General features: G+C 31.7%; 21 protein-coding genes. 17 read left to right on the top strand and 4 right to left on the bottom strand.

Annotation, left to right across the window (positions count from 1 at the left end; all coding sequences use genetic code 11):
- The first annotated feature begins 82 nt into the window (after positions 1 to 82).
- Positions 83 to 2,053, top strand: coding sequence for a KUP/HAK/KT family potassium transporter (locus ACUN3A_RS15190; protein WP_445552129.1), 1,971 nt, complete (start codon positions 83 to 85; stop codon positions 2,051 to 2,053).
- A 105-nt stretch (positions 2,054 to 2,158) separates the two neighbouring features.
- On the top strand, positions 2,159 to 3,373 hold the full coding sequence (locus ACUN3A_RS15185; protein ID WP_445552128.1) for an RsmB/NOP family class I SAM-dependent RNA methyltransferase: 1,215 nt from the start codon (positions 2,159 to 2,161) through the stop codon (positions 3,371 to 3,373).
- A gap of 129 nt (positions 3,374 to 3,502) precedes the next feature.
- On the opposite strand, the gene rho is transcribed toward ACUN3A_RS15185, so the two are convergent.
- Positions 3,503 to 5,341, bottom strand: coding sequence for a transcription termination factor Rho (gene rho, locus ACUN3A_RS15180; RefSeq protein ID WP_445552127.1), 1,839 nt, complete (start codon positions 5,339 to 5,341; stop codon positions 3,503 to 3,505).
- A gap of 182 nt (positions 5,342 to 5,523) precedes the next feature.
- Here rho and ACUN3A_RS15175 point away from each other — a divergent pair, with 182 nt between their 5' ends.
- From ACUN3A_RS15175 to ACUN3A_RS15165, 3 genes are all read left to right on the top strand, one after another.
- The gene (locus ACUN3A_RS15175; RefSeq protein ID WP_445552126.1) at positions 5,524 to 5,937 is read left to right on the top strand and encodes a DUF4293 domain-containing protein; all 414 of its coding nucleotides are present in this window, start codon (positions 5,524 to 5,526) and stop codon (positions 5,935 to 5,937) included.
- Between the two features lie 149 nt (positions 5,938 to 6,086).
- A complete protein-coding gene (locus ACUN3A_RS15170; protein ID WP_445552125.1) occupies positions 6,087 to 6,749 on the top strand; it encodes a response regulator in 663 nt (220 codons plus the stop codon).
- Between the two features lie 52 nt (positions 6,750 to 6,801).
- Entirely contained in the window at positions 6,802 to 8,505 is a 1,704-nt protein-coding gene (locus tag ACUN3A_RS15165; RefSeq protein ID WP_445552124.1) for an ATP-binding protein, read from the top strand.
- Here ACUN3A_RS15165 and ACUN3A_RS15160 read toward each other — a convergent pair.
- Positions 8,502 to 8,999, bottom strand: a complete 498-nt coding sequence (locus ACUN3A_RS15160) for a metallophosphoesterase family protein (protein ID WP_445552123.1) — start codon at positions 8,997 to 8,999, stop codon at positions 8,502 to 8,504. The genes ACUN3A_RS15165 and ACUN3A_RS15160 overlap by 4 nt on opposite strands.
- Positions 9,000 to 9,351: 352 nt before the next feature.
- Between ACUN3A_RS15160 and ACUN3A_RS15155 the strand changes: the two genes are divergently transcribed.
- The 9 genes from ACUN3A_RS15155 (at position 9,352) to ACUN3A_RS15115 (ending at position 20,817) form a co-directional block, all read left to right on the top strand.
- Entirely contained in the window at positions 9,352 to 11,568 is a 2,217-nt protein-coding gene (locus tag ACUN3A_RS15155; protein ID WP_445552122.1) for a beta-L-arabinofuranosidase domain-containing protein, read from the top strand.
- Between the two features lie 171 nt (positions 11,569 to 11,739).
- Complete coding sequence (gene truA / locus ACUN3A_RS15150) at positions 11,740 to 12,474, top strand: tRNA pseudouridine(38-40) synthase TruA (RefSeq protein WP_445552121.1); 735 nt, start codon at positions 11,740 to 11,742, stop codon at positions 12,472 to 12,474.
- Positions 12,475 to 12,487: 13 nt separating this feature from the next.
- Positions 12,488 to 14,257 carry an ABC transporter ATP-binding protein gene (locus tag ACUN3A_RS15145; RefSeq protein ID WP_445552120.1) on the top strand — a complete coding sequence of 590 codons (1,770 nt, stop codon included), beginning with the start codon at positions 12,488 to 12,490 and terminating at the stop codon, positions 14,255 to 14,257.
- Positions 14,258 to 14,463: 206 nt separating this feature from the next.
- Positions 14,464 to 15,852: a dihydrolipoyl dehydrogenase gene (lpdA, locus tag ACUN3A_RS15140; RefSeq protein WP_445552119.1), complete on the top strand. Its 1,389-nt coding sequence runs from the start codon at positions 14,464 to 14,466 to the stop codon at positions 15,850 to 15,852.
- A gap of 158 nt (positions 15,853 to 16,010) precedes the next feature.
- A complete protein-coding gene (gene cysK / locus ACUN3A_RS15135) occupies positions 16,011 to 16,925 on the top strand; it encodes a cysteine synthase A (RefSeq protein WP_445552118.1) in 915 nt (304 codons plus the stop codon).
- Positions 16,926 to 17,241: 316 nt separating this feature from the next.
- Entirely contained in the window at positions 17,242 to 17,916 is a 675-nt protein-coding gene (locus tag ACUN3A_RS15130) for an SGNH/GDSL hydrolase family protein (RefSeq protein ID WP_445552117.1), read from the top strand.
- A 141-nt stretch (positions 17,917 to 18,057) separates the two neighbouring features.
- Positions 18,058 to 18,849 carry a serine O-acetyltransferase EpsC gene (gene epsC / locus ACUN3A_RS15125; protein ID WP_445552116.1) on the top strand — a complete coding sequence of 264 codons (792 nt, stop codon included), beginning with the start codon at positions 18,058 to 18,060 and terminating at the stop codon, positions 18,847 to 18,849.
- A 2-nt stretch (positions 18,850 to 18,851) separates the two neighbouring features.
- Entirely contained in the window at positions 18,852 to 19,739 is an 888-nt protein-coding gene (gene cysM, locus ACUN3A_RS15120) for a cysteine synthase CysM (RefSeq protein WP_445552115.1), read from the top strand.
- A 91-nt stretch (positions 19,740 to 19,830) separates the two neighbouring features.
- Positions 19,831 to 20,817 (top strand): aldo/keto reductase, encoded by a 987-nt coding sequence (locus tag ACUN3A_RS15115; protein WP_445552114.1) that lies wholly within the window; start codon positions 19,831 to 19,833, stop codon positions 20,815 to 20,817.
- A 54-nt stretch (positions 20,818 to 20,871) separates the two neighbouring features.
- Here ACUN3A_RS15115 and ACUN3A_RS15110 read toward each other — a convergent pair whose 3' ends face one another.
- Complete coding sequence (locus ACUN3A_RS15110; RefSeq protein ID WP_445552113.1) at positions 20,872 to 21,741, bottom strand: sensor histidine kinase; 870 nt, start codon at positions 21,739 to 21,741, stop codon at positions 20,872 to 20,874.
- 434 nt (positions 21,742 to 22,175) lie between these two features.
- Between ACUN3A_RS15110 and ACUN3A_RS15105 the strand changes: the two genes are divergently transcribed.
- Positions 22,176 to 22,634, top strand: coding sequence for a hypothetical protein (locus ACUN3A_RS15105; protein WP_445552112.1), 459 nt, complete (start codon positions 22,176 to 22,178; stop codon positions 22,632 to 22,634).
- A 75-nt stretch (positions 22,635 to 22,709) separates the two neighbouring features.
- On the opposite strand, the gene ACUN3A_RS15100 is transcribed toward ACUN3A_RS15105, so the two are convergent.
- Complete coding sequence (locus ACUN3A_RS15100) at positions 22,710 to 23,120, bottom strand: OsmC family peroxiredoxin (protein WP_445552111.1); 411 nt, start codon at positions 23,118 to 23,120, stop codon at positions 22,710 to 22,712.
- 401 nt (positions 23,121 to 23,521) lie between these two features.
- Here ACUN3A_RS15100 and ACUN3A_RS15095 point away from each other — a divergent pair, with 401 nt between their 5' ends.
- Both ACUN3A_RS15095 and ACUN3A_RS15090 read left to right on the top strand, forming a co-directional pair.
- Complete coding sequence (locus tag ACUN3A_RS15095; RefSeq protein WP_445552110.1) at positions 23,522 to 23,986, top strand: hypothetical protein; 465 nt, start codon at positions 23,522 to 23,524, stop codon at positions 23,984 to 23,986.
- Positions 23,987 to 24,097: 111 nt separating this feature from the next.
- Positions 24,098 to 25,615, top strand: a complete 1,518-nt coding sequence (locus ACUN3A_RS15090; protein WP_445552109.1) for a T9SS type A sorting domain-containing protein — start codon at positions 24,098 to 24,100, stop codon at positions 25,613 to 25,615.
- Positions 25,616 to 25,639 lie beyond the last annotated feature (24 nt).

The following is a 25,639-nucleotide window of genomic DNA, read 5'->3' as shown; positions in this document are numbered from 1 at the left end:
GCCTCTTTTATTATTTTAATAAATAAGTCCCTTTTTTTTATTGAAAAATAGTAAATTTGACCAGTTTTTATAAAAATATTAGATGAGCGCAACGCACAAAGACCTCCATAGTAAATTAACTTTAGGTGGTTTATTAATTTCTTTAGGAATTATTTATGGAGATATTGGTACTTCTCCATTATATGTAATGAAAGCCATACTTGGCGAATATGTAATTAATGCTGATGTCGTTTTGGGAGGTGTATCCTGTGTATTTTGGACACTAACACTACAAACAACAATCAAGTACGTACTCATAACACTAAGTGCAGATAATCATGGAGAAGGTGGGATTTTTGCCTTATATGCCCTGGTTAAAAAAACTAAAATTAAATGGCTCATTGTCCCCGCTATTATAGGTGGTAGTGCCTTACTTGCAGACGGAATCATTACCCCTCCCATCTCGGTATCTTCGGCTGTCGAAGGTATGAGAAGTTATTTCCCGCAGATTAATACTGTACCTATCGTTATTGGAATTCTAGTTGTATTATTTACCATTCAACAATTTGGAACCAAGTTAGTTGGAAAGTTTTTCGCTCCAATGATGCTAATCTGGTTTCTAATGCTTGCAATATTGGGTATCAGTCAAATCTCATTACATCCAGAGGTTTTCAAAGCAATAAATCCATATTATGCTTACCATTTATTATCCATTCACCCAGAAGGTTTCTTTGTATTAGGATTTGTTTTCTTATGTACCACAGGAGCTGAGGCACTATATTCTGATATGGGGCATTGTGGAAGAAAAAACATTAGAATAAGTTGGATTTTTGTAAAATCAGCATTGGTTTTAAATTATTTTGGACAGGCTGCTTATTTAATACACCACGAAGGAACAACTTTACAAGCACTTGGTGGTGATTTTGCCAATCCTTTTTATTTAATAATGCCATTGTGGTTTAAGCCTTTTGGAATCGTTATAGCAACTGTTGCTGCTGTAATTGCGTCACAAGCCCTTATCTCAGGCTCGTTTACTTTAATAAATGAAGCAATGCGATTGAGTTTTTGGCCAAAAGTTAAAATCAAATATCCTACAGAATTAAAAGGTCAGTTATATATTCCTTCAATAAACTGGTTGCTTCTTATTGGATGTATCGGAATTGTATTACATTTTGAAGAATCCAGCAACATGGAACATGCTTATGGTTTAGCCATTATTTTATGCATGATAATGACTACCATATTATTGAACTTCTATTTAATAATGAAACGAGTAAAATGGTACTTTTTTGTTCCATTAATCACTATTTACCTTAGCATTGAATTAAGTTTCCTTGCTGCAAATATCACAAAATTTGCAGAGGGTGGTTACGTAACTCTCTTTATAGCAATGATGCTAATTGGTGTAATGACCATTTGGTATAGAGCCAAACAAATTAACAAAAGCTATACAAAATTTGTAAAATTTGATGATTATAAAAAAGTACTAAGCGAACTAAGTGCAGATTTATCAATCCCAAAATACGCAACTCACTTGGTTTACATGACTAATGCCAATCGCAGTGATGAAATAGAAGAAAAAGTAATGTATTCTATCTTGCAAAAAAGACCTAAAAGAGCGGATATATATTGGTTTGTTCACGTAAATATTTTATCAGAGCCTTATAAAACAGAATACAAAGTAAGAGAAATTCTTAAAGATGATTTATATAGAGTAGATTTCAATCTAGGATTTAGAGAACCTACCAAAATAAACTTAATGTTTAGAGAAGTAATCAAAGACATGGTTAAGAATGGTGAAGTAGATATTACCAGTAGATATGAATCTCTAAACAAAAACAACATTATTGGAGATTTCAAATTCGTATTATCTGAGAAATTCCTATCCAATGACAGTGATTTATTGTGGCATGAAAAACTGATAATGAACTCTTATTTCTTTATCAAGAAACTAAGTTTGTCGGAAGAAAGTGCTTTTGGTCTGGACAGTAGTTCTGTAAAAATAGAAAAATTCCCAATGGTACTTCATCCGCCAGAGAAAATTGAACTAACGAGAGTTTTCGTTAAAAACTAAATAAATACTAAAAACACTGTTTCTAAACAGTGTTTTTTTTTTGATTACAATATAAAACATAGTTTTTGACCAATAAATAGTACCTTTGCATTTCAATTATTCAAAATGAGATTACACAGAAATTTAGTTTATACAACTATCGACGCCCTGAATGCTATATTTAACGAAGGAGAATATGCTGATAAAGTAGTAGCAAGATCCCTAAAAAAAGACAAACGCTGGGGAAGTTCCGATAGAAAATTTGTTGCAGAAACCATCTACGAAATCGTACGTTGGAAAAGATTATACGGAGAAATTGCAGAGGTAAAAGAACCTTATGATAGAGATAATCTTTGGAGAATGTTCTCTGTTTGGGCAGTGTTAAGAGGTTATCCAATTCCAGATTGGAGACAATTAGAAGGAACTCCTGAAAGAAAAATAAAAGGACGTTTTGACGAACTTTCAAAAACAAGAGCACTAAAAGAGTCTATTCCGGACTGGATGGATGAATTAGGTGTAAAAGAATTAGGAGAAAAAGTTTGGGCTACCGAAATTTCGGCTCAAAACCAACCTGCTAAAGTAATTTTAAGAGTTAACACCCTTAAAACTACCAAAGAAAATCTTAGAGCTATTTTGATGGATTTAAACATCGAAACGGAATTTCTAAAAGATCAACCAGACGCTTTAGTTTTAAAAGAAAGAGCCAATGTTTTCTTAACTGATGCTTTCAAACAAGGTTTCTTTGAAGTTCAAGATGCTAATTCGCAATTAGTAGCACATTTTCTGGATGTAAAACCTGGTATGCGTGTTGTTGATACTTGTGCTGGTGCTGGAGGAAAAACTTTGCATATCGCTTCTTTGATGGAAAACAAAGGACAATTAATTGCAATGGATTTATACGAAAGTAAGCTAAAACAATTAAAGCTTAGAGCAAAAAGAGATGGTGCTTTCAATATTGAATATCGTATCATTGACTCTACAAAAGTGATCAAAAAACTTCACGAAAGAGCTGATAGAGTTTTAATTGATGCCCCATGCAGCGGATTAGGAGTTCTTAAAAGAAATCCCGATTCAAAATGGAAGTTAAAACCAGAATTCATCGATAACATTCGAAAAGTTCAATCGGAAGTTTTAGAAAGCTACTCTAAAATTGTAAAGCCAGGCGGTAAATTAGTTTATGCAACCTGCTCTATTTTACCTTCTGAAAATCAAGAACAAATCGCTCGTTTCCTGACAACAGATATTGGAAAACAATTTAACTTCATAACTGACAGAAAAATATTAGCCTCAGAATCAGGTTTTGATGGTTTTTACATGGCTTTGTTGGAACGTAAAGAGTAAAATTTCAATATCAATTACAAAATTCAATTACAAAAAAACTCCAATTTTCAATATAAAAATTGGAGTTTTTTTATTCTATTAAACCAAATTAAAAAAATTGATTTTTGAAATTGTTATTGCTATTTCTTCTTAATCATTCATAGAGATTAAGAACTCATCGTTAGTCCTAGTTTGTTTGAATCGATCATTGATCAAAGTCATCGCTTCAACTGGATTCATATCCGAAAGCATTTTTCTCATAATCCACATTCTTTGCAATGTTTTAGGATCCAATAATAAATCATCACGTCTAGTACTTGAAGAAGTTAAATCAATAGCTGGAAATATACGTTTATTAGCAATTTTACGATCCAATTGCAATTCCATGTTTCCAGTTCCTTTAAACTCCTCAAAGATCACCTCATCCATTTTTGAACCAGTTTCAGTCAAAGCAGTGGCTATGATACTCAAAGATCCACCATTTTCTACATTCCGGGCTGCTCCAAAGAAACGCTTCGGTTTTTGTAAAGCATTGGCATCAACACCTCCACTTAAAACCTTACCAGAAGCTGGTTGTACTGTATTGTATGCTCTAGCTAAACGCGTAATAGAATCTAAAAGAATTACAACATCATGACCACATTCTACCAAACGTTTTGCTTTTTCCAAAACAATATTAGCAATCTTAACATGTTCTTGTGGCTCTCTATCAAATGTAGAAGCTATAACTTCACCACGCACACTACGTTGCATATCTGTAACCTCCTCCGGACGTTCATCTATCAATAAAACAATCAAATATACTTCAGGATGATTGGCTGCAATTGCATTAGCAATATCCTTTAATAACATCGTTTTACCCGTTTTTGGCTGTGCCACAATCATACCACGCTGTCCTTTTCCAATTGGAGAAAACAAATCGATAATTCGTGTAGAAATAGTACTTTGTTTTTCCGCTAATTTAAATTTTTCAGAAGGAAAAACAGGAGTTAAATGCTCAAAAGAAACTCTATCACGAACTACTTGTGGGTCATGTCCATTAATTTTTAAAACGCGAACAAGAGGAAAAAATTTCTCTCCTTCTTTTGGCGGTCGTACTACACCTTTTACAGTATCTCCAGTTTTTAAACCAAATAATCGAACTTGTGAAGTAGATAAATAAATATCATCTGGTGAAGCCAGATAATTATAATCTGAAGAACGTAAAAAACCATATCCATCAGGCATCATCTCAAGAACGCCTTCACTTTCTATAATTCCGTCGAATTCAAAATCAGCATCTTTAAAATTGCTTTTTTTGTTCTTAAAATTAGGATTTTGGTTTTGGTTTTGACTTGGATTAGAATTTCCGTTAGGATTTGGATTCTGATTAGAATTTCCGTTTTGATTGGAATTTCCGTTTGGATTTGGGTTAATCTTATTATTTGGATTTTGCCCTTTTTTATTTAGTTGATTCGGATTTATTTTTTTCTCCGGAATCGTATTTTCTGTTTTTTCAACTACTACTTCTGGATTAGAATCCGGAATTGTTTCTTCAATAGTTGTAGCTTCTTTCAAAGCTTCTTTTTCTCTTTGCAAAGCCATCTTTTTCTCATAAGCTGACTTACTGAACTTTACAACTTTAACCTCCTCTTTAGTAACAACTTTATCTTCCTTAATAGGAGTAACTACAGTTTCAGCAACTTTGCTTTTTTTCTCTGGCGCAGGTATTGCTTCTGTATTTTCCTTTATTTCTTCATTTTCAAATAAAACAGGAGCTACATTTTTTTGGATTGCCACTTTTTTTTCTGAAACAATTCGAACTCTTTTCGGTTTCTCTTCTTCTGATTTTCCCTCTTGAGTAGATTCAACAGCAACAGCTTGATGTTCCAAAATAAGACTAATTAAAGTATCTTTTTTTACACCGTTAAATTTAATTGTTTTAGCCTTTTTAGCTATATCTTGAAGCTCAGCAAGCTTCAATTCTTTTAATACAGAAATATCAAACATGAATGTTCTATTTGTTTAATTAATTTGGAAAATAATGCAAAAGATTTTTTAGGTAGTATCTTATTTTAATAACCCGCAGTATGAAGTGCTTACGGTATTGTCTTGCAATAATACAAATAAAATTTATCATACAATAGTATTTATTAAAAAGAAAATATATTTTTGTAAAACAATACAAAGACATGATACAACGAATTCAAACCATTTATTTAATTCTTACCTTTTTATTATTAGGTATTTTACCATTTATATTTCCTCTTTGGACATTGAGTGATGGCAAGGATTATTTTTTTATGCAAAATCAAATTTACGCTATACTACTTGGTCTAAGTACAGCAATAACAGTTTATAGCATCATATCATTTAAAAAAAGACAAACTCAATTTGTAGCCAACAGATTGAATATCGTATTAAATTTGATTTTATTAGGATTGTTTGTATATCATTCACTAAATTTATCTGGAGAAGCAGTTACTGTTTCTGAGAAAGGTATTGGGATGTTTCTACCTATCTTGGCAATCATTTTATTAGTTTTAGCTAATAAAGCCATCAAGAAGGATGAAGATCTTGTAAAATCTGTGGATCGGTTGAGATAAACCTATAAAATTTAATTTATTAATGTGCGAAGAAATCCCGAATGTAACAATTCGGGTTTTTTTTATTTAACATTTTTCTAATATAATTATATTAAAAAAAGCTTCAATAATAATCTTTATTTATAAATTTGGATACAGTTATTAAAACTATGGCAAAGAATGTTAAAATTCATCTTGCAGATGATCACCAAATAATTATTCACGGAATTCAAACTTTACTCGATACAGTTCCAAATTTTCAAGTTGTTGGCTTTTCACTCAATGGGACTACTGTTTACCAAGATGTTGTCAACAATAAGGCTGATGTTCTTGTTCTAGACATTAGCATGCCTGAAAAAGACGGAATTGAAGTTGTTAAGGAGTTTGCCGTTAAAGGTTTTCCATGCAGAGTAATAATCCTTTCAAGCTATGATGATTTAAAGTTAATTAAAGAAATCATGGATATGGGAGTAACTGGCTATTTGACTAAACAATGTGCTGGTGATAGTATTATTGAAGCAGTGCAGGCTGTTGCTAATGGTGAAGAATATTTTTGTGAAACCATTAGAGAAAAAATATTTAGTCATGCTACCAAAAACAATCCAAAACTAAATACGTACAAGCCAAATGTAAATCCATTATTAACGGAACGAGAAATAGAAATCATCATTTTGATTGCCCTGGAATATAGTGGTAAAGAAATAAGCGAACAACTATTTATTAGCACTAATACAGTTGAAACGCATCGAAAAAACATCATGAAGAAACTAAAAGCAAAAAACACTATTGGTATCGTTAAGTATGCCATGAACAATCATTTGGTCATATATTAATTCAACATTTTAAAAATTGTAATTTCTTTTATTTATCGCTTCAATAAAAAATATGTTTCAAATTAGGTTTCGACTATTAATTTCTTTTTTACTTCTAATACTTTTTAGTCAAACTTCACTTGCTCAAAACAAAGTACTTTCCAATATAGAAATAACTACTTTGTTAAATGATGCAAGAACCAACAGAATTGATGGTGATTATTACGAATCATTATTAAAATCGAGAGTTGCTTTAGAACAGGCTATCAAAAACAAAAACAATGATTTAATTGCCAATTCTTATTTAATAATAGCCTCTAATTTTGATGAACTGACTGAGCCTTTAAAGGCTTTAGAATATTACAATTTGGGATTATACTATGTAAAAAAGACCAACAATTACAGTCTGAAAAATCAATTATACAACAATTTGGGAAACATTTATTGTTTTGACAAAAAACAATATGATAAAGGAATTTATTATTATAAAAAGTCACTACAACAAAGTCAAAAAGTTTTAAATAAAAAACAAGTATTTTTCACAAAACTAAATATTACCTGGGCCTATTTTGACATTGGAAATTTTCAAGAAGGACTCCCCTATTTAGAATATATTAATAAATACCAATCCATTTTTGGCAGCGAATCAACTATCGTTGCTTTAAACATGTTAAACGGTATGTATTATAATTTTGTAAATGAAAATGAAAAAGCAGATGCTTATTTCCAGAAAGCAATAGACTTCGGAAATACCGGAAATGAGAAGTCTGATTTGTCCTTTACTTATTTAGAATATTCGAAATTTTTAAACAAAATTCACGAACCTCAGAAAGCGTATGAAAATCTTTGTTTATTTAATAAAATAAGTGAGGATCTAAACATTAAAGAAAAATTAAGCAAAGCCAATATTGTAGGTATTAATCTTGAAATTGATCGCTACAAAAGAGAAATTGACAAAATAGAAACAGTTTACAAAAACAAACAATGCATCTTAATTGAACAGCAGTCTCAGAATAAAAAAATTGTAATTATTGTTCTTTTTATTTTAATCTGCAGTATTATTCTTTTTTATTATTTTTTTCAGAACATACATTTGAAACAAAAAAACAAACTCAAAGATATTCAAAGTAAAGTTCAGGAAAACATTATCAATGCCTCTATTGATGGTCAAGAATTAGAACGAAAAAAAATCTCTACCTTTTTACATGATAATATAAGCTCCTTACTTTCCTCAGCCGGTCTGCATCTGAATGTTTTTACCGCGCAATATAAAATACATCCTGAAGAAATCAACAAAACGAAAGGAATCCTAGAAGAAGCTCACAAACAAATCCGAAATTTATCGCATGAGTTAATGCCTTCTTTATTAGTTAGATTTGGGCTTTTATACGCATTGGAAGACTTATGTGAAAAAACATCAAATTCAAGAATTAAGATTGTTTTTAATTCGTTGATTAAAATAAAAAAGAGGTATAATGAAGAATTTGAGATGAAACTGTATTTTATCATTGCCGAATTAATCAATAATATCATAAAACACAGTAGTGCCAACAATGCAATTATCAATATTGAAGAAGTCACATGTTATTTAATTATTCAAGTAACAGATGATGGAACTGGTTTTAAAAACAATCAATTTGAATTTATTGAAGGTTTTGGAATTAACCAAATTCGAGCACGAATAAACAATATGAAAGGCGAATTTACTATTAATTCAAAGCCAAAAAAAGGAACTTCAATTTATCTAAAAGTTCCCATTGTCAATTATAGAGCTTAAACTTTCTTATCAATCTCTATAATTTCTAAATCTTTAATAGCATCACCATCAATAACAAAACGAAGCATCGTTCTGACTTGATGAAAACCACTTTTCCCAGCTGCCCCAGGATTCATGTGCAACAAATTATTTTTTTTATCAAAAATCACTTTTAATATATGTGAGTGCCCGCAAATAAACAATTTTGGTGGATTTGTCGCCATTTCATTCTTCAAAGCTGGATTGTATTTTCCAGGATAACCACCAATATGCGTTATCCAAACATCAACACTTTCACATAAAAAACGATTATGCAATGGAAACTCCAAACGTGCTTTGGCATCATCAATATTACCATACACACAACGCAGAGGTTTTAATGCTTTTATAGTATCTGTCACCAACAAATCGCCAATATCACCAGCATGCCATACCTCGTCGGCTAAGGCAACATATTTTAAAATAGTATCATCAATATGACTATGGGTATCGGAAAGAAGGAGAATTTTTTTCATTATTTTTATGGTGAGGAGTAACGAAGAATATCGCAAAGCAATTATACCTCCTATTTTTTACTAAGTCACAAAGTTATAATTTAAGATTGAAGATTATCGTTTTTAGATTTGGTAAATTTTTAAAAAACACATCAAATAACGGTCGGAAAACTACATCAACATTTATAAATTTATTTTTATCCGTAGTTTCGAATTCTTTATATGTATATTTGTTTTATAAATGTATTATTAACACTTAATATTTTAAAGCATTTTTTTTATGAAAACGAATTTTAAAAAAATAGTCGCAAAAAATAAAAAATCATATTGCTTATTTATAGCACTATTAATTACGTTCTCTTCAATAGCTCAAATGCAAGAATTTAAATTGCAAGAGGTAAGATTAACTAATGGTCCTTTCAAAAAGGCTCAAGAAGCTGATCTTAAATACATATTAGATCTTAATCCAGACAGACTATTAGCTCCTTATCTAATAGCTGCAGGTCTCCCAACTAAAGCCGACCGATATGGCAACTGGGAAAACATCGGTCTTGATGGACATATAGGCGGTCATTATTTATCGGCTTTATCAATGATGTATGCCTCTACAGGAAATAAGGAAATCAAAACCCGATTAGATTATATGATTTCTGAATTGGCCCGTTGTCAAGATAAAGATGGAAATGGTTATGTAGGCGGAATTCCTCAAGGAAAAGTTTTTTGGGATCGAATCCATAAGGGAGATATAGACGGTAGTGGTTTTGGATTAAATAATACTTGGGTACCTATCTATAACATTCATAAACTTTTTGCGGGCTTAATAGATACTTATAATTATACCGGTAATGAAAAAGCAAAGGAGATTGTAATAAAACTGGGCGATTGGTTTATTGAATTGATTCGACCACTTTCAAATGAGCAAATTCAAAAAATTTTAAAAACCGAACATGGTGGCATAAATGAATCCTTTGCCGATTTATACATTATTACAAAAGACAAGAAATATCTTGAAACTGCTGAAAAAATTTCGCAAAAAGCCTTTCTTAATCCATTGATTAAAAAAGAAGACAAACTAACTGGTTTACATGCCAATACCCAAATACCAAAAGTTATTGGTTTTGAGAAAATTTCAAAACTATCAGGTAATAAAGAATGGTCTGATGCAGCACAGTTTTTTTGGAAAAATGTTACCGAAAAAAGAAGTGTAGCTTTTGGAGGAAATAGTGTTGCCGAACATTTCAATCCTACAGATAATTTTAGTGGTATGCTAAAATCAAACGAAGGTCCAGAAACTTGCAACTCCTACAATATGGAACGTTTAAGTAAAGCTTTATTTTTAGACAAAAATGATGTGAGTTATCTTGATTTTTATGAGCGCACACTTTACAATCATATTCTTTCAAGCCAAGATCCTGATAAAGGAGGTTTTGTATACTTCACTCCTATTCGACCTAATCATTATCGTGTATATTCGCAGCCGGAGACCAGTATGTGGTGCTGTGTGGGTACAGGAATCGAAAATCATTCTAAATATGGTGAATTAATTTATAGTCATTCGGATGCTGATATTTTTGTAAATCTTTTTATTCCTTCCACTTTAAACTGGAAAGAAAAAGGAATAGAATTGGAACAGAAAACAAAATTTCCTTATGAAAATAATTCAGAGTTGATTTTGAAACTTAAAAATTCTAAAACATTTGTTTTAAATATTCGTTACCCAAAATGGGCCGAAAACTTTGAAGTTTTTATCAACGGAAAAGTTCAAAAAATTGAAAACAAACCATCTCAATATGTTAGTCTCACACAAAAATGGAAATCAGGAGATAAAATAACCGTTAAATTCCAGACTTCAACACATTTAGAAAATTTGCCCGACGGTTCTAATTGGGTAGCCTTTGTAAATGGTCCTATTGTTTTAGCAGCCAAAACTTCTACGGAAAATTTAGATGGGTTATTTGCTGATGCTAGCCGAATGGGACATGTTGCTAAAGGAAAATATATTCCTTTGGATAAAGCGTACGCATTGGTAGGTGAAAAGGAAAGTTATGTTTCAAAACTTAAAAATTTAGGCAATATGCGTTTTAAGTTAGATTCATTAGAACTACAACCATTTTTTGAAATACACGAAGCTCGCTATCAAATGTATTTTCAAACCTATACAAAAGAAAATTACAAAGAGAAACAAGCATTATTGAAACAACAAGAAATAGATGCTCTGGCTATTGAAGCAAAAACTGTCGATAAAATAAATTGTGGAGAACAACAACCTGAAGTAGATCATCTTTATAAAGGAGAAAAAAGTGATTCGGGTTATGACGATGCTAAATTTTGGAGAGATACCCGTTCTTATATTTCTTACCAAATGTCAAATAAAAAACTAGAAGGTAAAACTCTTGAAATTAGTTTTTTAGGCGAATTTAAAGTTAATAATCTAGAAGTTTTCATTAATGATAAACCCGTTGAAATTATTTCAAAAAACGACAAATCAATTCAGTTCAGAGTAGATACTTTTGAATTGATTAATTTAAAAATCAAGTCGAAAGATGGCAGCCGAACTTCTAAACTTAATCAAATAAGAATTTTAAAGTAGAAAATCGCAAAATCAAAAAACTCAAGCAAACAAATACAGTTCATTTTACAAATAAGGGAAAAATCAATTCAAAACTTTGTAAATTTGCCGATATTAATTCTTTCAATGAACGCTTTCTCAGTCTCAATATCTGAAATCTGAATGACGAACACTGAAAATTGAACATCACTCTTGAGGTATTTTATAAAACTAGCCTACAACGGCACTCCCTATCATGGTTGGCAAATCCAACCCAATGCAGCCTCTGTTCAAGAAACTATGAACAAAGCCTTTTCGGTTATTCTCAATACAGAGATTAGCCTAATGGGAGCTGGAAGAACTGATACTGGAGTTCACGCCAAAGAAATGTATGCTCATTTTGATTTTGAAAATCCGATTGATACCAAAAACATAATTCACAAACTCAACTCTTTTTTACCAAAAGATATTGTCATCTACGATGTTTTTCAAGTTGCTGATGACGCTCACACTCGTTTTGATGCCACCAAAAGAACATATGAATATCATATCAATACTTTTAAAGATGCATTTCTTCAAGAACAAAGCTGGTACTTTCATCAAAAATTAGATTTAGAGTTAATGAATGAAGCGGCAAGCTTATTATTAAAACACACCGATTTTCAATGTTTTTCTAAAGTCAATACAGATGTAAATACCTTTGATTGTAGTATATTTGAAGCTAGTTGGGAACAAAAAAATGAAAAATTAATTTTCACTATTTCAGCCAATCGTTTTCTGAGAAATATGGTTCGATCAATCGTAGGTACTTTAATAAATATTGGCTTACACAAAATCACTTTAGACGATTTTGAAATGATTATAAAAAGTAAAAGAAGAGACAAAGCAGGTTTTTCGGTTCCGGCACATGGATTATATTTAACTAAAATAGAATACGATTTTTTATAGCATTAAATAAAAAATGAAAGCAAAAGCATTTGATACTCGATTATTTAAAAGAATATTAAAATATACCAAACCCTATCAATGGCGTTTTAATGGTGTAATTATTTTTGCTATTTCACTCTCGGTTTTTGCAGCACTACGCCCTTATTTACTAAAACAAACTGTTGACAGCTACATTCAGCCTAAAGACCAAACAGGTTTATTGATTTACATCACCTTAATGGGAGTTGTCCTTTTGCTTGAGGTTTTAGCACAATTTTTCTTTGTGTATTGGGCCAATTGGCTCGGTCAAGATATTGTAAAAGACATTCGGGTAAAATTATTCAAGCACATTTTGAGTTTTAGAATGAAATATTTTGATCTTGTTCCAGTAGGTCAATTGGTAACTCGTTCTGTATCCGATATTGAAGCTATTGCTCGAATTTTCAGTCAGGGATTATTCATGATTATTAGTGATCTGATGAAAATGCTGGTAGTCCTTCTTTTTATGTTTTACATGAACTGGAAACTAACTTGGATCGTAATTGTTGCAATGCCTATTTTGGTTTTTATCACTCGTATTTTTCAAAAAAAGATGCAAGTTGCCTTTGAAGAAGTACGAACTCAAATTGCCAATATGAACTCGTTTGTACAAGAAAGAGTTACAGGTATGAAGATTGTTCAACTGTTTCATCGCGAAGATATCGAAGCCGAAAAATTCAGAATAATCAATGACAAACACAACAGAGCTTGGATAAAAACGATTTTGTACAACTCAATCTTCTTCCCTATTGCCGATATTATTTCATCATTAACACTTGGTTTTATTGTCCTGTACGGAGGTTTTCATATTTTGGATGGAGATTCATCGACTACATTTGGAGATTTATTTTCGTACACGATGTTCATCGGAATGTTGTTTAATCCTCTTCGTCAAATTGCAGATAAATTCAATGAGATGCAACTGGGAATGATTGCTGCGAATCGTGTTTTTGACATTTTGGATACCCAAGACCAAATACAGGATACAGGAACTATTGAAGCACCAATATTTGACGGAGACATTCGATTTGAAAATATTCATTTTGGTTATATTCCAAACGAAGAAGTGATAAAAGGAATTAATCTTGAAGTAAAAGCGAGTCAAACTATTGCGATTGTTGGTTCTACAGGAGCAGGAAAATCTACCATCATTAATTTACTGAATCGTTTTTATGAGATTAATAGCGGTTCAATTTTTATCGATAATCATAATATTGAGAATTATACTTTGAGTTCGTTACGAAAGCAAATTGCAGTGGTATTACAAGACGTTTTTCTTTTTGCTGATACCATTTATAATAACATAACACTTAACAATCCTGAAATTACGAGGGAGCAGGTTTTGGATGCTGCTAAAAAAATTGGTGTGCACGACTTCATAATGAGTTTGCCTGATAATTATGATTTTGATGTAAAAGAGCGAGGTGTAATGTTATCTTCCGGACAACGCCAACTGATTGCGTTTCTAAGAGCTTATGTGAGTAACCCGAGTATCCTTATTTTGGATGAAGCTACATCTTCAATTGACACCTATTCGGAAGAATTAATTCAACGCGCAACTGAAACCATCACTAAAGGCAGAACATCGATTGTTATAGCCCACCGTTTGGCTACGATCGTCAATGCCGATAAAATTGTGGTTATGGACAAAGGTCTTATTGTAGAACAAGGAACACATCAAGAATTAATAAACCAAGAGAAAGGATATTATAAAAACTTGTATGATTCACAATTTAGTACTTCCAATTCGAACACTTTTTTATAACAAAATGCCAAAAAACTTGTTCCTGCTAAATTTTTTCATAATTAAATAAATCCTTAAATTCGCAATCTCAATTTATTACATTAATCATAAAAATAACGATGAGTTTTCAAAAATTCATTTTTACAATAATTTAAATAAAACACAGAAAATGACACGAGGCCTTGCCGACTGCATTTTGTACAAATAACAAATAAAACAAGCACAAAATGAAATACGATATTATAGTTTTAGGAAGTGGACCTGGAGGATATGTTACAGCAATTAGAGCCTCTCAATTAGGATTTAAAGTAGCTGTAGTTGAAAAAGAAAACCTTGGTGGTATATGCTTAAATTGGGGATGTATTCCAACTAAAGCGTTACTAAAATCGGCTCAGGTTTTTGATTATTTAAAACATGCTTCAGATTACGGATTAACTGTAAATGAATTTGATAAAGATTTTTCGGCTGTTGTACAACGTAGCCGTAGTGTTGCTGAAGGAATGAGCAAAGGTGTTCAATTCTTGATGAAAAAAAATAAAATTGACGTAATTGATGGTTTTGGAAAGCTAAAAGCTGGTAAAAAATTAGACGTTACCGATAAAGACGGAAAAGTTACTGAATATAGTGCTGATCATATTATTATTGCTACTGGAGCTCGTTCTCGTGAGTTACCAAACTTACCACAAGACGGTGTAAAAGTGATTGGATACCGTCAGGCAATGACATTACCAACACAACCAAAATCTATGATTGTTGTAGGTTCTGGAGCAATTGGAGTTGAATTTGCACATTTTTACAACTCAATGGGAACTGATGTGACTATTGTTGAATTTATGCCAAATGTAGTTCCTGTAGAAGATGAAGATATCTCAAAACAATTTGAGCGTTCTTTGAAAAAAGCGGGTATCAAAATTATGACTAACTCTTCTGTAGAGCGCATTGACACTACTGGAAATGGAGTAAAAGCATTTGTTAAAACTGCAAAAGGAGAAGAAGTTCTTGAAGCTGACATCTTATTGTCTGCAGTTGGAATCAAAACTAACATTGAAAACATCGGATTAGAAGAAGTTGGAATCGCTGTTGATAGAGATAAAATCTTAGTTAACGCTTACAATGCAACTAACATCCCAGGATATTACGCAATTGGAGATGTTACTCCAGGACAAGCATTAGCTCACGTAGCTTCTGCTGAAGGAATTAACTGTGTTGAGAAAATTGCAGGATTACATGTTGAACCAATCGATTACGGAAACGTTCCTGGATGTACGTATGCAACTCCAGAAATCGCTTCTGTAGGATTAACTGAAAAACAAGCTAAAGAAAAAGGATACGAATTAAAAATTGGTAAATTCCCATTCTCTGCTTCAGGAAAAGCTAAAGCTGCTGGAACTCCTGACGGTTTTGTAAAAGTAATTTTTGATGCAAAATATGGCGAATGGTTAGGATGTCACATGATTGGTGCTGGTGTTACGGATATGATTGCAGAAGCAGTTGTAGCTCGTAAACTAGAAACTACTGGACATGAAATCTTAAAATCGATTCACCCTCACCCAACAATGAGTGAAGCAGTTATGGAAGCGGTTGCTGATGCTTATGGCGAAGTGATTCACTTGTAATACACTTAAAAACACATACACAAAACCCCGATTTGAAATATTTCAAATCGGGGTTTTTATTTAAAAACTATCTCTATAATTCTTATAGAATTAATCTGCATATATTTTGAAAATAGCATTTTCTATCTTATATTTACTCAAATAAATCTATAACTATCATGATACACAATAATATATTAGAGACCATTGGCAATACGCCACACGTAAAAATCAATAAGCTATTTGGTGCAGATGCCAATGTTTGGGTAAAACTGGAAAAAACAAATCCTGGCGCCAGTATTAAAGACAGAATTGCTTTGTCTATGATTGAAGATGCTGAACAAAAAGGATTAATCCAAAAAGGAAGCACCATAATCGAGGCAACTTCAGGAAATACAGGTATTGGACTAGCGATGGTAGCAGCTGTAAAAGGATATAAATTAATCTTGGTGATGCCAGACTCTATGTCTGTAGAAAGACGCCGTTTAATGAGTATTTATGGAGCCGAATTTGTTCTTACTCCTCGTGAAAAAGGAATGAAAGGTTCTCTAGAAAAAGCACAGGAATTAATCGCCGAAATCCCAAACTCTTGGTCTCCTCTACAGTTTGATAATCAAGCAAATATTGACATTCACAAAACCACTACAGCTCAGGAAATCTTAAATGCCTTTCCAAATGGCCTAGATTACTTAATTACTGGTGTTGGAACTGGAGGACACATCACAGGTTGTGCCGAAATATTAAAACAACATTTTCCTAATATCAAAGTTTTTGCAGTAGAACCCGAAGTTTCAGCGGTTATTAGTGGTGGCGCACCTTCTCCCCACCCTATTCAAGGAATTGGAGCCGGTTTTATTCCAAACAATTTACATACCGAAATCCTTGACGGAACGATTCAGGTAACCAAAGATGAAGCTTATGAATATGCTCAAAGAGCAGCTAAAGAAGAAGGTATTCTTCTTGGAGTTTCATCAGGAGCTTCATTAGCTGCTGTTGCCAAAAAATTAAAAGAGATTCCAGCTGGTTCCAAAGTACTTACTTTTTGCTACGACACTGGAGAACGCTATTTAAGCATCGAAGGCTTATTCGAATAAAAATAAATCCTCTTAATAACCCAACCGATTTGTGAAAGCAAGTCGGTTTTTTTATTTGGGTGTGTCCTTGTTGCAAAAATTTTCAGTAAAACCGAAACATCAGAATAGCAACAAGGTCAGGCTATCCACTGTATTCCCGATTAACAAAAACTACGGCTAAAAAGCCTTGTTTTTCTAAATCGGGAGATGCCGTTCCTATCCTTCACACAAAAAATATTTCGGAAAAAAAACAGATTGAAAATTTAAAAACAGATTGAAAATTTAAAAACAAATCTAAATCTAAAGACAAAACAACAAATTAGTTTTATTTTTGAATATGGCTTTCAACAAATCAAAAATAAAATCTCTTTTGACGCACCTTATGGATGAAAAAATCAAAAACCCTGATTGGGCATACTTAAACAGATTCAAAGATAAAAACAGCCAAATTACAACTCTTCCTTTCGAAGAAAAAAGAATAGTCTTTTTTGGCGATTCTATAATAGCAGGTTGGGAAACAAATGACCTCGAATTCTTTGCTAATAAAAAACATATCAATAGAGGTATAAATGGTCAAACTACCTCACAAATGCTGATACGTTTTAGACCTGATGTAATTGAACTAAAACCAGAAACAGTCATTATTTTGGCAGGAACCAATGATATAGCAGGAAATACAGGTCCTACAACACTCGAAAACATTCTTGGGAATTTAAAATCAATGTGTGAATTAGCCAAAGCAAATAACATTAAACCAATATTGTGTTCCATCCTACCCGCCTTTGATTATCCTTGGCGAAAAGGAATAAAACCCGCAGAAAAAATTGAAACCTTAAATACCCTGATACTACAATTTTGCGAAGCAAATGATATTCTGTATATTGATTATTATTCCGCAATGGTAGATAACAAAAAAGGATTACAATCAATTTATTCTAAGGATGGAGTTCATCCAAACAAAGTGGGCTATTTCATTATGAAATCAATAATAAAATCCGCTATTTTGATGTGATATAATCCATAAAAAGAAGCGATTACGTTATATCTCTTAAAACCTTTTTGCTCCAGTTAATTCTTTATACAATCATTGTTATTTTTTCTAAAAAACGCCTTACTTTTACCTCTTCATAAATAACAATACAATTTCATAATCATGACCAAAGATCTGATTGTTCAAAATATTAGTGATTTAAAAAGTGATTTCACTATAAATTACAGCATAAAGACTAAAACTGAAGCCTTTACCGAAAAATTATTTTATACTTTATTTGATTCTAATGCTCCATTAAATGAAAGCATTGATGAATTAGAAAAACAATTTAAAGAAATTGCTTTAATTGCCTGCAAAAAACCACAACAATCCTGCGAACATGCTTGGGATAAATTTTTAGAAAAACTACCTTCAGTACTTGAAAATTTAAATAAAGATGCTTCTTACATCTTAGAAAATGACCCCGCTTCAAATGGAATTGAAGAAATTTATTTAGCATATCCAGGATTTTATGCGATTGCCATTTACAGATTGAGCCATGAGTTGTATTTACTTGATTTATTACTTTTTTCTAGATTAATGAGTGAATACGCCCATCGAATTACCGGAACCGACATTCATGCTGGAGCCAACATTGATTCGCCATTCTTCATTGATCATGCAACTGGAATTGTAATTGGAGAAACAACCGTCATCGAAAAGAATGTAAAAATATATCAAGGGGTAACTTTGGGAGCATTAAGCGTGAGTAAAGACATGAAAAATGCAAAAAGACATCCAACAGTAGAAAAAAATGTATGCATTTATGCCAATGCAACCATTTTGGGAGGCAATACAGTTATAGGCAAAAATAGTATCGTTGGTGGAAATTCATGGGTTACCAAATCGATTCCTCATGATTCAATTGTTTTGAATACCACCACAACCGAAGTTAAAATAAAAGAAAAGAAATAACAATGAAGACCTATAAATTAGTTGAATTAATTGGGAACACTCCGTTAGTCGAAACCACCAGTTTAATTACAAACAAAAACGTAAAACTTTTATTAAAACTTGAAGGAGACAATCCTGGAGGAAGCGTAAAAGACCGAGCCGCTTACAACATGATTGCATCGGCCATTGAAAGAGGAGATATCAAAAAAGGAGATAAATTAATTGAGGCAACTAGTGGTAATACTGGAATTGCTTTGGCTATGATTGCTCAATTATTCAATATAGAAATCGAATTGGTATTACCTGAAGATTCCACTATCGAGCGTACACAAACCATGCTAGCTTATGGCGCTACAGTTATTCAAACTCCTGCAAGTGAAGGAATCATCGGCTCTAGAGATTATGCCGATAAAAAAGTAGCCGAAGGCGGTTATGTAATGCTCAATCAGTTTGCAAATGATGACAATTGGAAAGCACACTACAAAACCACAGGACCCGAAATTTGGAATGATACTGACGGAACGGTAACTCATTTTGTATCTGCGATGGGAACTACAGGAACCATTATAGGAACTTCAATTTATTTGAAAGAAAAAAATCCAAATATCCAAATTATTGGAGCACAACCTAGTGAAGGCTCTCAAATTCCTGGTATTAGAAAGTGGCCTCAAGAATATTTACCTAAAATTTATGATGCTTCAAAAGTAGATGTAACCGTAGATATTAGCGAACAAGAAGCACGCGAAATGACCAAAAGATTAGCAAAAGAAGAAGGTGTTTTTGCAGGAATGAGTAGTGGAGGTTCTGTTGCTGTGGCCGTAAAAATTGCCAATCAATTAGAATCAGGTCTGGTGGTAGCAATTATCTGTGACCGTGGAGATCGTTATTTATCTTCAGATTTATTTGATTAGAAAGTGGCTAAGTTTAAATCTTAGCAACACAGTATTTCAAAATCTTAGCATCTTAGAAACTTAGTATCTCAGAAACTTAAAAAATAAAAAAATGAATTATCGTAAACTAGGAAAGACCAATTTTAATATTTCGGAAATAGCACTTGGTACGTGGCAAGTAGGTGGAAAATGGGGTTCGCCATTTAATGACAAAACTGCTGACGAGTTAATCAATACTGCTATTGATAATGGAGTGAATTTTATTGATACTGCCGATGTTTATGAAAATGGTTTAAGCGAAACTGCTGTCGGAAGAGTGGTTCGTTCCCGTTCTGAACGTATTTATATTGCAACAAAATGCGGCAGACATATCAATCCACATGTAAATGAAGGCTACCAGCCAAAGGTTTTACAACAATATATAGAAGACAGTTTGAAAAGAATGAAATTGGAAACAATAGATCTTATTCAGCTGCATTGTCCTCCCAACCAAGTATTTTATCGTCCCGAAATTTTCGAAATGTTTGATCGTTTAAAAGATCAAGGAAAGATTCAAAATTTAGGTGTAAGTGTAGAAAAAGTTGAAGAAGCCCTAAAAGCTATTGAATATTCTAATGTTACCACGATTCAAATCATATTTAATCTTTTTCGTCAGCGACCAAGCGAATTATTCTTCCAAGAAGCTCAAAAGAAAGACATCGGAATTATTGCCAGAGTGCCATTAGCCAGCGGATTATTAACTGGTAAATTTGATGCTAAAACTACTTTTGACGCACAAGATCACCGAAACTTCAATCGAGATGGAGCTGCTTTTGATAAAGGCGAAACATTTTCTGGTATTGATTATGAATTGGGTCTAAAAGCTGTTGATGCTTTGAAAGCTCTTTTCCCAGAAACTACTAATTTAGCTCCAATTGCCTTACAATGGATTTTGAGTTTTAATGAAGTAAGCTGTATCATTCCTGGGGCTTCAAAAGAAAGCCACGTTTTGTCTAATCTATCCTTATATGATTTACCAAAACTGACTCCAGAGAAAATCAATGCAATGAATGCTATTTATGAGCAATACATCAAGCCACAAGTACATCAACTTTGGTAAATCTAGCTCAGTTTATTTCCTTTTACCGACTCTTAAAGAAACACTATTTTTAAACTAAAAGCTTATTAAAAATAGTGCGCCTTTATTTATACCCTCACTTTGAGCAATTAATTTTCCATGATGTTTTTCAATAGTCTTTTTACATAAATACAAACCAATACCTGTCGATGGCTCATTTAGAGTTCCTGGTTTACCCTTTTTTGAAAATTTTTCAAACAACATCTCACTATGTTTTTGTTCAAATCCAATACCATTATCCGATACCATAATATTTAATTTTGCATTTTCTAAATAAATTCTAACATGAATTTGACTGCCCGAAAATGAAAATTTAATAGCATTATCGATTAAATTCACTAAAACTCGAACTAATAAATCCCCACTTATTGTTAGTAAAACTTCTTTCACCTCAATAGATGAAATAAGCTCAATATTTTTCAAATTTAATTTTTGAGAAACTTGTTTTTCTACAACCGAAAACAAAGACTCTATTTTTATTATTTTGAGTTCCAAATTACTATTTGCAATTTCATCTTGCTCTTTTAACAGATTTATAATGCTTTCTATAAACAGATTTTGCTGACACATTAAATCATTAATTAACTCTGCATAATCTTTTACAGGATCAAAAATATTTTCGTCAAGAATAAGTTTTGATAGAGTTTCGGCAGTCCCACCAAAAGTTCTAAGATCGTGAGAAAGCATGTATATTAAGTCTTGTTTCTCGTTGATAAAAATTTCATTTTCTTCTATTGATTCTTGAATATTACGCATTAACAAACCTGCTTCATCATAAAAATCTGTAGGTAAATCAGATATAATTCGATTATTTCTATATCCACTTAAAGCTTTTGATGCAACTTCAATAGGCTTTATTAGTTTTTTTAAAATTAACAATGTACTTGCAGTAGCTGCTAAAGTCATTAATAATGCAAACAATAAAATTGAAACTGTAGAAACCGAATCACTACTATACAGCACAAATAATAACAACCCAATTAGTGGAATATGAATACCAATGAAAGCAACAAATAGAAATTTGTAAGTATAACTTTTTTTCAGAAAACTGATTTGGGACAATTTTTGATACAACTTCATAAGGTCTATTTTTTTTCAATGTATCACTTGATACAAATAACGAGATTAAGTTATTGATTAAAAATTATTTTAGAAAGAAAATACATGTAAAAATTCTTTAATCATGCAAAATAATTTAGAACAAAATTCTATAAATATCTTTAAAATATTAAATAGTATATTCACATTAATTTATTTAAATATTTATATCTTTTGTTTATCCAAATGAATCATTTAAAAAATTTAAAACTTAAATATCACTCTAATAAAAGCTTTTTAAATTGAATTCAAATTTATTTTTCAAAAAAATGTTGCAAAAATCTAATTTTAAAGAATGGTTTAATCGATATAAATATTCGGAGTTGGCAGCTACGAGTGCGGCATTGATTCCTTCACAATTCAGTCGTATTTTTAATGGATTAGCAACTGCTTATCTTATTACGTTTGCCGAATATTTTGCTTTTTACGGTGTGATGATTTATATTTCTTACAAAAAGCAAAAACTTCAACATAAAAAAAATACTTCAAAGGAAATATTATACTTAATTCGGAATTTATTTCTCGAGTTTGGTTATCCTGCCGTTTTGGATTTCTTTTTTATTCGGCCATCGAGTATGTATTGGATGCCAATAATAACTGGGAATTATTTCGTTGGAATTATTTTAGGTAAAATTACTGCCGATTGCTTTTTTTACTTTTTTTCAATTATAAACTATGAATTGATAAAGAAGAAAACTTAGTTTCTTAAAAGATTTAACCGCAAAGTGCGCAAGGATTACGCAATGAACGCAAAGCTTTGCGGTTAAACAAAGTTTTTAAACCAAAATTGCTGTTGTAGTTATTTCTGTATTGAATAATTTTGAAATCGGGCAATTTTTTTCGGCTTTGGTAACTAATTCCTGAAACGTCTCGTTTGAGATACCTTCAATTTTTGCATTGACAGTTAAATGAGAACTATTAATTGCTCCATCTACTAAACTGATATCACATTTAGTTTCTATACTTTCGATAACTGCACTTGTTTCACCAATAAAAGCAGTAAGCTGCATGGTAAAACATCCTGCATGCGCTGCCGCAACAAGTTCTTCGGGATTGGTTCCTATTCCTTCATCAAATCGGGATTTGAATGAATATTGAGTATTATCAAGGGTCTTACTTTGGGTTGTTAATTTTCCAGCTCCTTCTTTTAAGGAACCATTCCAGACTGCGGTTGCATTTCTTTTCATAATTATTGTTTTTTATTAGTTCTCTCAAATTTAAGTTTTTAGTAAAGTAACTGTTTTCGGAATTGATTTATTTAACTAAAATTTAATATTCTTACTTATAACTGAAAATCAAATTATTACATTTTAAAACAACTAAAAAATATTCTCTTTTTTAATAAATCTTTTACTCCTCTCTACTTCCCTGCCCCCGATTGTAGTGAAAAACCCGGAGTTCTAGAAGCTAAAATGACACTTGCCCGTAAAGAGCAACCAACGGAAGCTCCTTTACGGGCTTAGTGGAATTGCTTCTAGAACGAGGATTTGTAGCGGAAAGCGGGATTAGGCTCTAATAATAAGAATCATTTTTGATACTTTACAGCTAAAAATTTCGTTATTTTATAGAACCATCTAATTTATTGAATATGAAAAAATATATTATAATAAGCTGTATACTAATCTTTTTTGGCTGTAAAACTAAAAATGTGAATGGAAAATTGATTGGTAAAAGTGTTACTACTACTGAATTGAATGCTGAACAAGAAGTACAAAAAAACAAGGCTTATGAACTTGGAAAAAGACTTTTGATGACCTGCAATACATCTAAATTTAAAGCTTTCAATAAAAGTGAAGCCACAGACAAAGTTATTGCCAACTCTACTGAAAAAAAAGTCAAAGAAATTGGAGCAAAATACAGCCTAAAATACGGTGCTTTTAAGGATCTTGAATTTACAGAAATGATTCCTAATAAGACTGATAAAACTAATATTTACAGATTCAAAGCTCTATTTAATTATGCTAAAGCCAACAAGGAACTTCGGGTGACGATGAACTCCGAAAATAAAATTTCGGCCATTACGACCAAAGATTGGAAGGATAATTTTCAGTAACTTATAGCAAAAAAAGATATCTATCAAAAAAATTATTAAATAGTAACGAGTATTTTTGTTAAATAAAATCTGATAATAATTAAATTATTATATTTGAAAAAAATATAATAAATGAAAAAAACACTACTATTCGGACTACTAATCTTTTTATTTACTTACACAAAAGTAATTTCACAAACAAATGTCAGCGGACCATACTTTACAAATACAACTTGGAGTTTATCTGGCAGTCCATACAATTTAACTGGTGACGTTCAAATTCCAAATGGCGTATCATTAACAATCGAACCTGGTGTACAAATTAATTTCAACTCAGATTATGAAATTTTAATAAAAGGTATATTGGTTGCTAATGGAACGAAGGATCTTCCTATAATATTTAATGGTAATATTGCAGGTAAAGCAATGCTTATTTTTAAAAGCACTAATTTAAGCAATAGCCAATTATTTCATGTGAAGTTTTTTGGTCCGAAAAATGCATTGCAACTAGCAAACGAATCTGAATTCAGTCAAGATTTAATTAAAAACACAGGTATCTTGCAGCTTTCAGATATTGTATTGACAAATACCTATGTTCAAACTAAAGGTTATTCTAGTACGGCTAGTTTAGTCATTGATAATGCAACAATTTCGGGAACAATAATCAAGGGTTTATATCCAAGAACTGAAACAATTGAGATAAAAAATAGCACTATTAAAAACAGTACAATAATTTCGGATTCATATAATTATGGAATAAAAGTAAACAAATGCGTAGTAGACAAAACATCATTAAGTATAGGTTGTTGTGGTGCAAATATCGCGATTACAAATTCAGAATTAACTGATTCACAAATAATTGAAGGAAGTGAAAACCCAAAAGACGGACCGGTTATAATAAAAACCAGCAAAATAAACAATAGTCCACTAAATCTACCTGCAGCAAGGGTAGAAATTACACAAAGTGAATTTAATTACAACACTTCAAATGGTTTAATATTCGGTAATGGAAAATTTGAATGTTCACAAATAACAGGTAATAATAGTGGTACCGCAATTAAAATAACCGGGTATAATGGATATAATATTGGAGGTAGTGTCGCATTTACAAATTCAACCATTAAGAATAATTCTGTAGGCTTAGAAATAGCTAATGCTAACATAATAACCATAGACAACTCCAATTTCTATAACAATACAACTTATAATATTCAAAATAATTCAAGCAAAAATATAACCGCAAATAATAATTGGTGGGGAACTACTAACGTAACCACTATTAGCAATTCTATTTATGATTATTATAAAAATATAAATTTAGGGCAAGTGAATTACACTAATTATCTTCTTTCAATTAAGGACATTTCAAATTGTTTTTCTTCACTTAATACAAACAACTTAGAAACTAACACTTTTTTTGATCGAGTTACTATTTTTCCTAATCCAAACCTAGGAACGGTAAATATTGCTTTGGGCGACTTAAAAGATATAACCATTAAAGTATTTAGTGTAAGTGGGCAAATAATATACCATAAAGAAAACATCAATACTTTAACTCATCAATTCAAACTAAATGAACAAGCAGGATTATATATAGTTGAATTAAGCTCACAAGGCCAAAGACAATATTATAAACTTATGAAAATGTAATCGAAATAATGAAACAATCAAAAA

The sequence above is a fragment of the Flavobacterium sp. WC2509 genome (assembly GCF_052683105.1).
Note: the sequence above shows the minus strand (reverse complement) of the source record. Positions and strands in the feature narration are given on the sequence as shown.

Coding starts and splice junctions, on each gene's coding strand:
- ACUN3A_RS15190 (WP_445552129.1), top strand. CDS start 83: ATGAGCGCAACGCACAAAGACCTCCATAGTAAATTAACTTTAGGTGGT.
- ACUN3A_RS15185 (WP_445552128.1), top strand. CDS start 2,159: ATGAGATTACACAGAAATTTAGTTTATACAACTATCGACGCCCTGAAT.
- rho (WP_445552127.1), bottom strand. CDS start 5,341: ATGTTTGATATTTCTGTATTAAAAGAATTGAAGCTTGCTGAGCTTCAA.
- ACUN3A_RS15175 (WP_445552126.1), top strand. CDS start 5,524: ATGATACAACGAATTCAAACCATTTATTTAATTCTTACCTTTTTATTA.
- ACUN3A_RS15170 (WP_445552125.1), top strand. CDS start 6,087: ATGGCAAAGAATGTTAAAATTCATCTTGCAGATGATCACCAAATAATT.
- ACUN3A_RS15165 (WP_445552124.1), top strand. CDS start 6,802: ATGTTTCAAATTAGGTTTCGACTATTAATTTCTTTTTTACTTCTAATA.
- ACUN3A_RS15160 (WP_445552123.1), bottom strand. CDS start 8,999: ATGAAAAAAATTCTCCTTCTTTCCGATACCCATAGTCATATTGATGAT.
- ACUN3A_RS15155 (WP_445552122.1), top strand. CDS start 9,352: ATGCAAGAATTTAAATTGCAAGAGGTAAGATTAACTAATGGTCCTTTC.
- ACUN3A_RS15145 (WP_445552120.1), top strand. CDS start 12,488: ATGAAAGCAAAAGCATTTGATACTCGATTATTTAAAAGAATATTAAAA.
- lpdA (WP_445552119.1), top strand. CDS start 14,464: ATGAAATACGATATTATAGTTTTAGGAAGTGGACCTGGAGGATATGTT.
- cysK (WP_445552118.1), top strand. CDS start 16,011: ATGATACACAATAATATATTAGAGACCATTGGCAATACGCCACACGTA.
- ACUN3A_RS15130 (WP_445552117.1), top strand. CDS start 17,242: ATGGCTTTCAACAAATCAAAAATAAAATCTCTTTTGACGCACCTTATG.
- epsC (WP_445552116.1), top strand. CDS start 18,058: ATGACCAAAGATCTGATTGTTCAAAATATTAGTGATTTAAAAAGTGAT.
- cysM (WP_445552115.1), top strand. CDS start 18,852: ATGAAGACCTATAAATTAGTTGAATTAATTGGGAACACTCCGTTAGTC.
- ACUN3A_RS15115 (WP_445552114.1), top strand. CDS start 19,831: ATGAATTATCGTAAACTAGGAAAGACCAATTTTAATATTTCGGAAATA.
- ACUN3A_RS15110 (WP_445552113.1), bottom strand. CDS start 21,741: ATGACTTTAGCAGCTACTGCAAGTACATTGTTAATTTTAAAAAAACTA.
- ACUN3A_RS15100 (WP_445552111.1), bottom strand. CDS start 23,120: ATGAAAAGAAATGCAACCGCAGTCTGGAATGGTTCCTTAAAAGAAGGA.
- ACUN3A_RS15095 (WP_445552110.1), top strand. CDS start 23,522: ATGAAAAAATATATTATAATAAGCTGTATACTAATCTTTTTTGGCTGT.
- ACUN3A_RS15090 (WP_445552109.1), top strand. CDS start 24,098: ATGAAAAAAACACTACTATTCGGACTACTAATCTTTTTATTTACTTAC.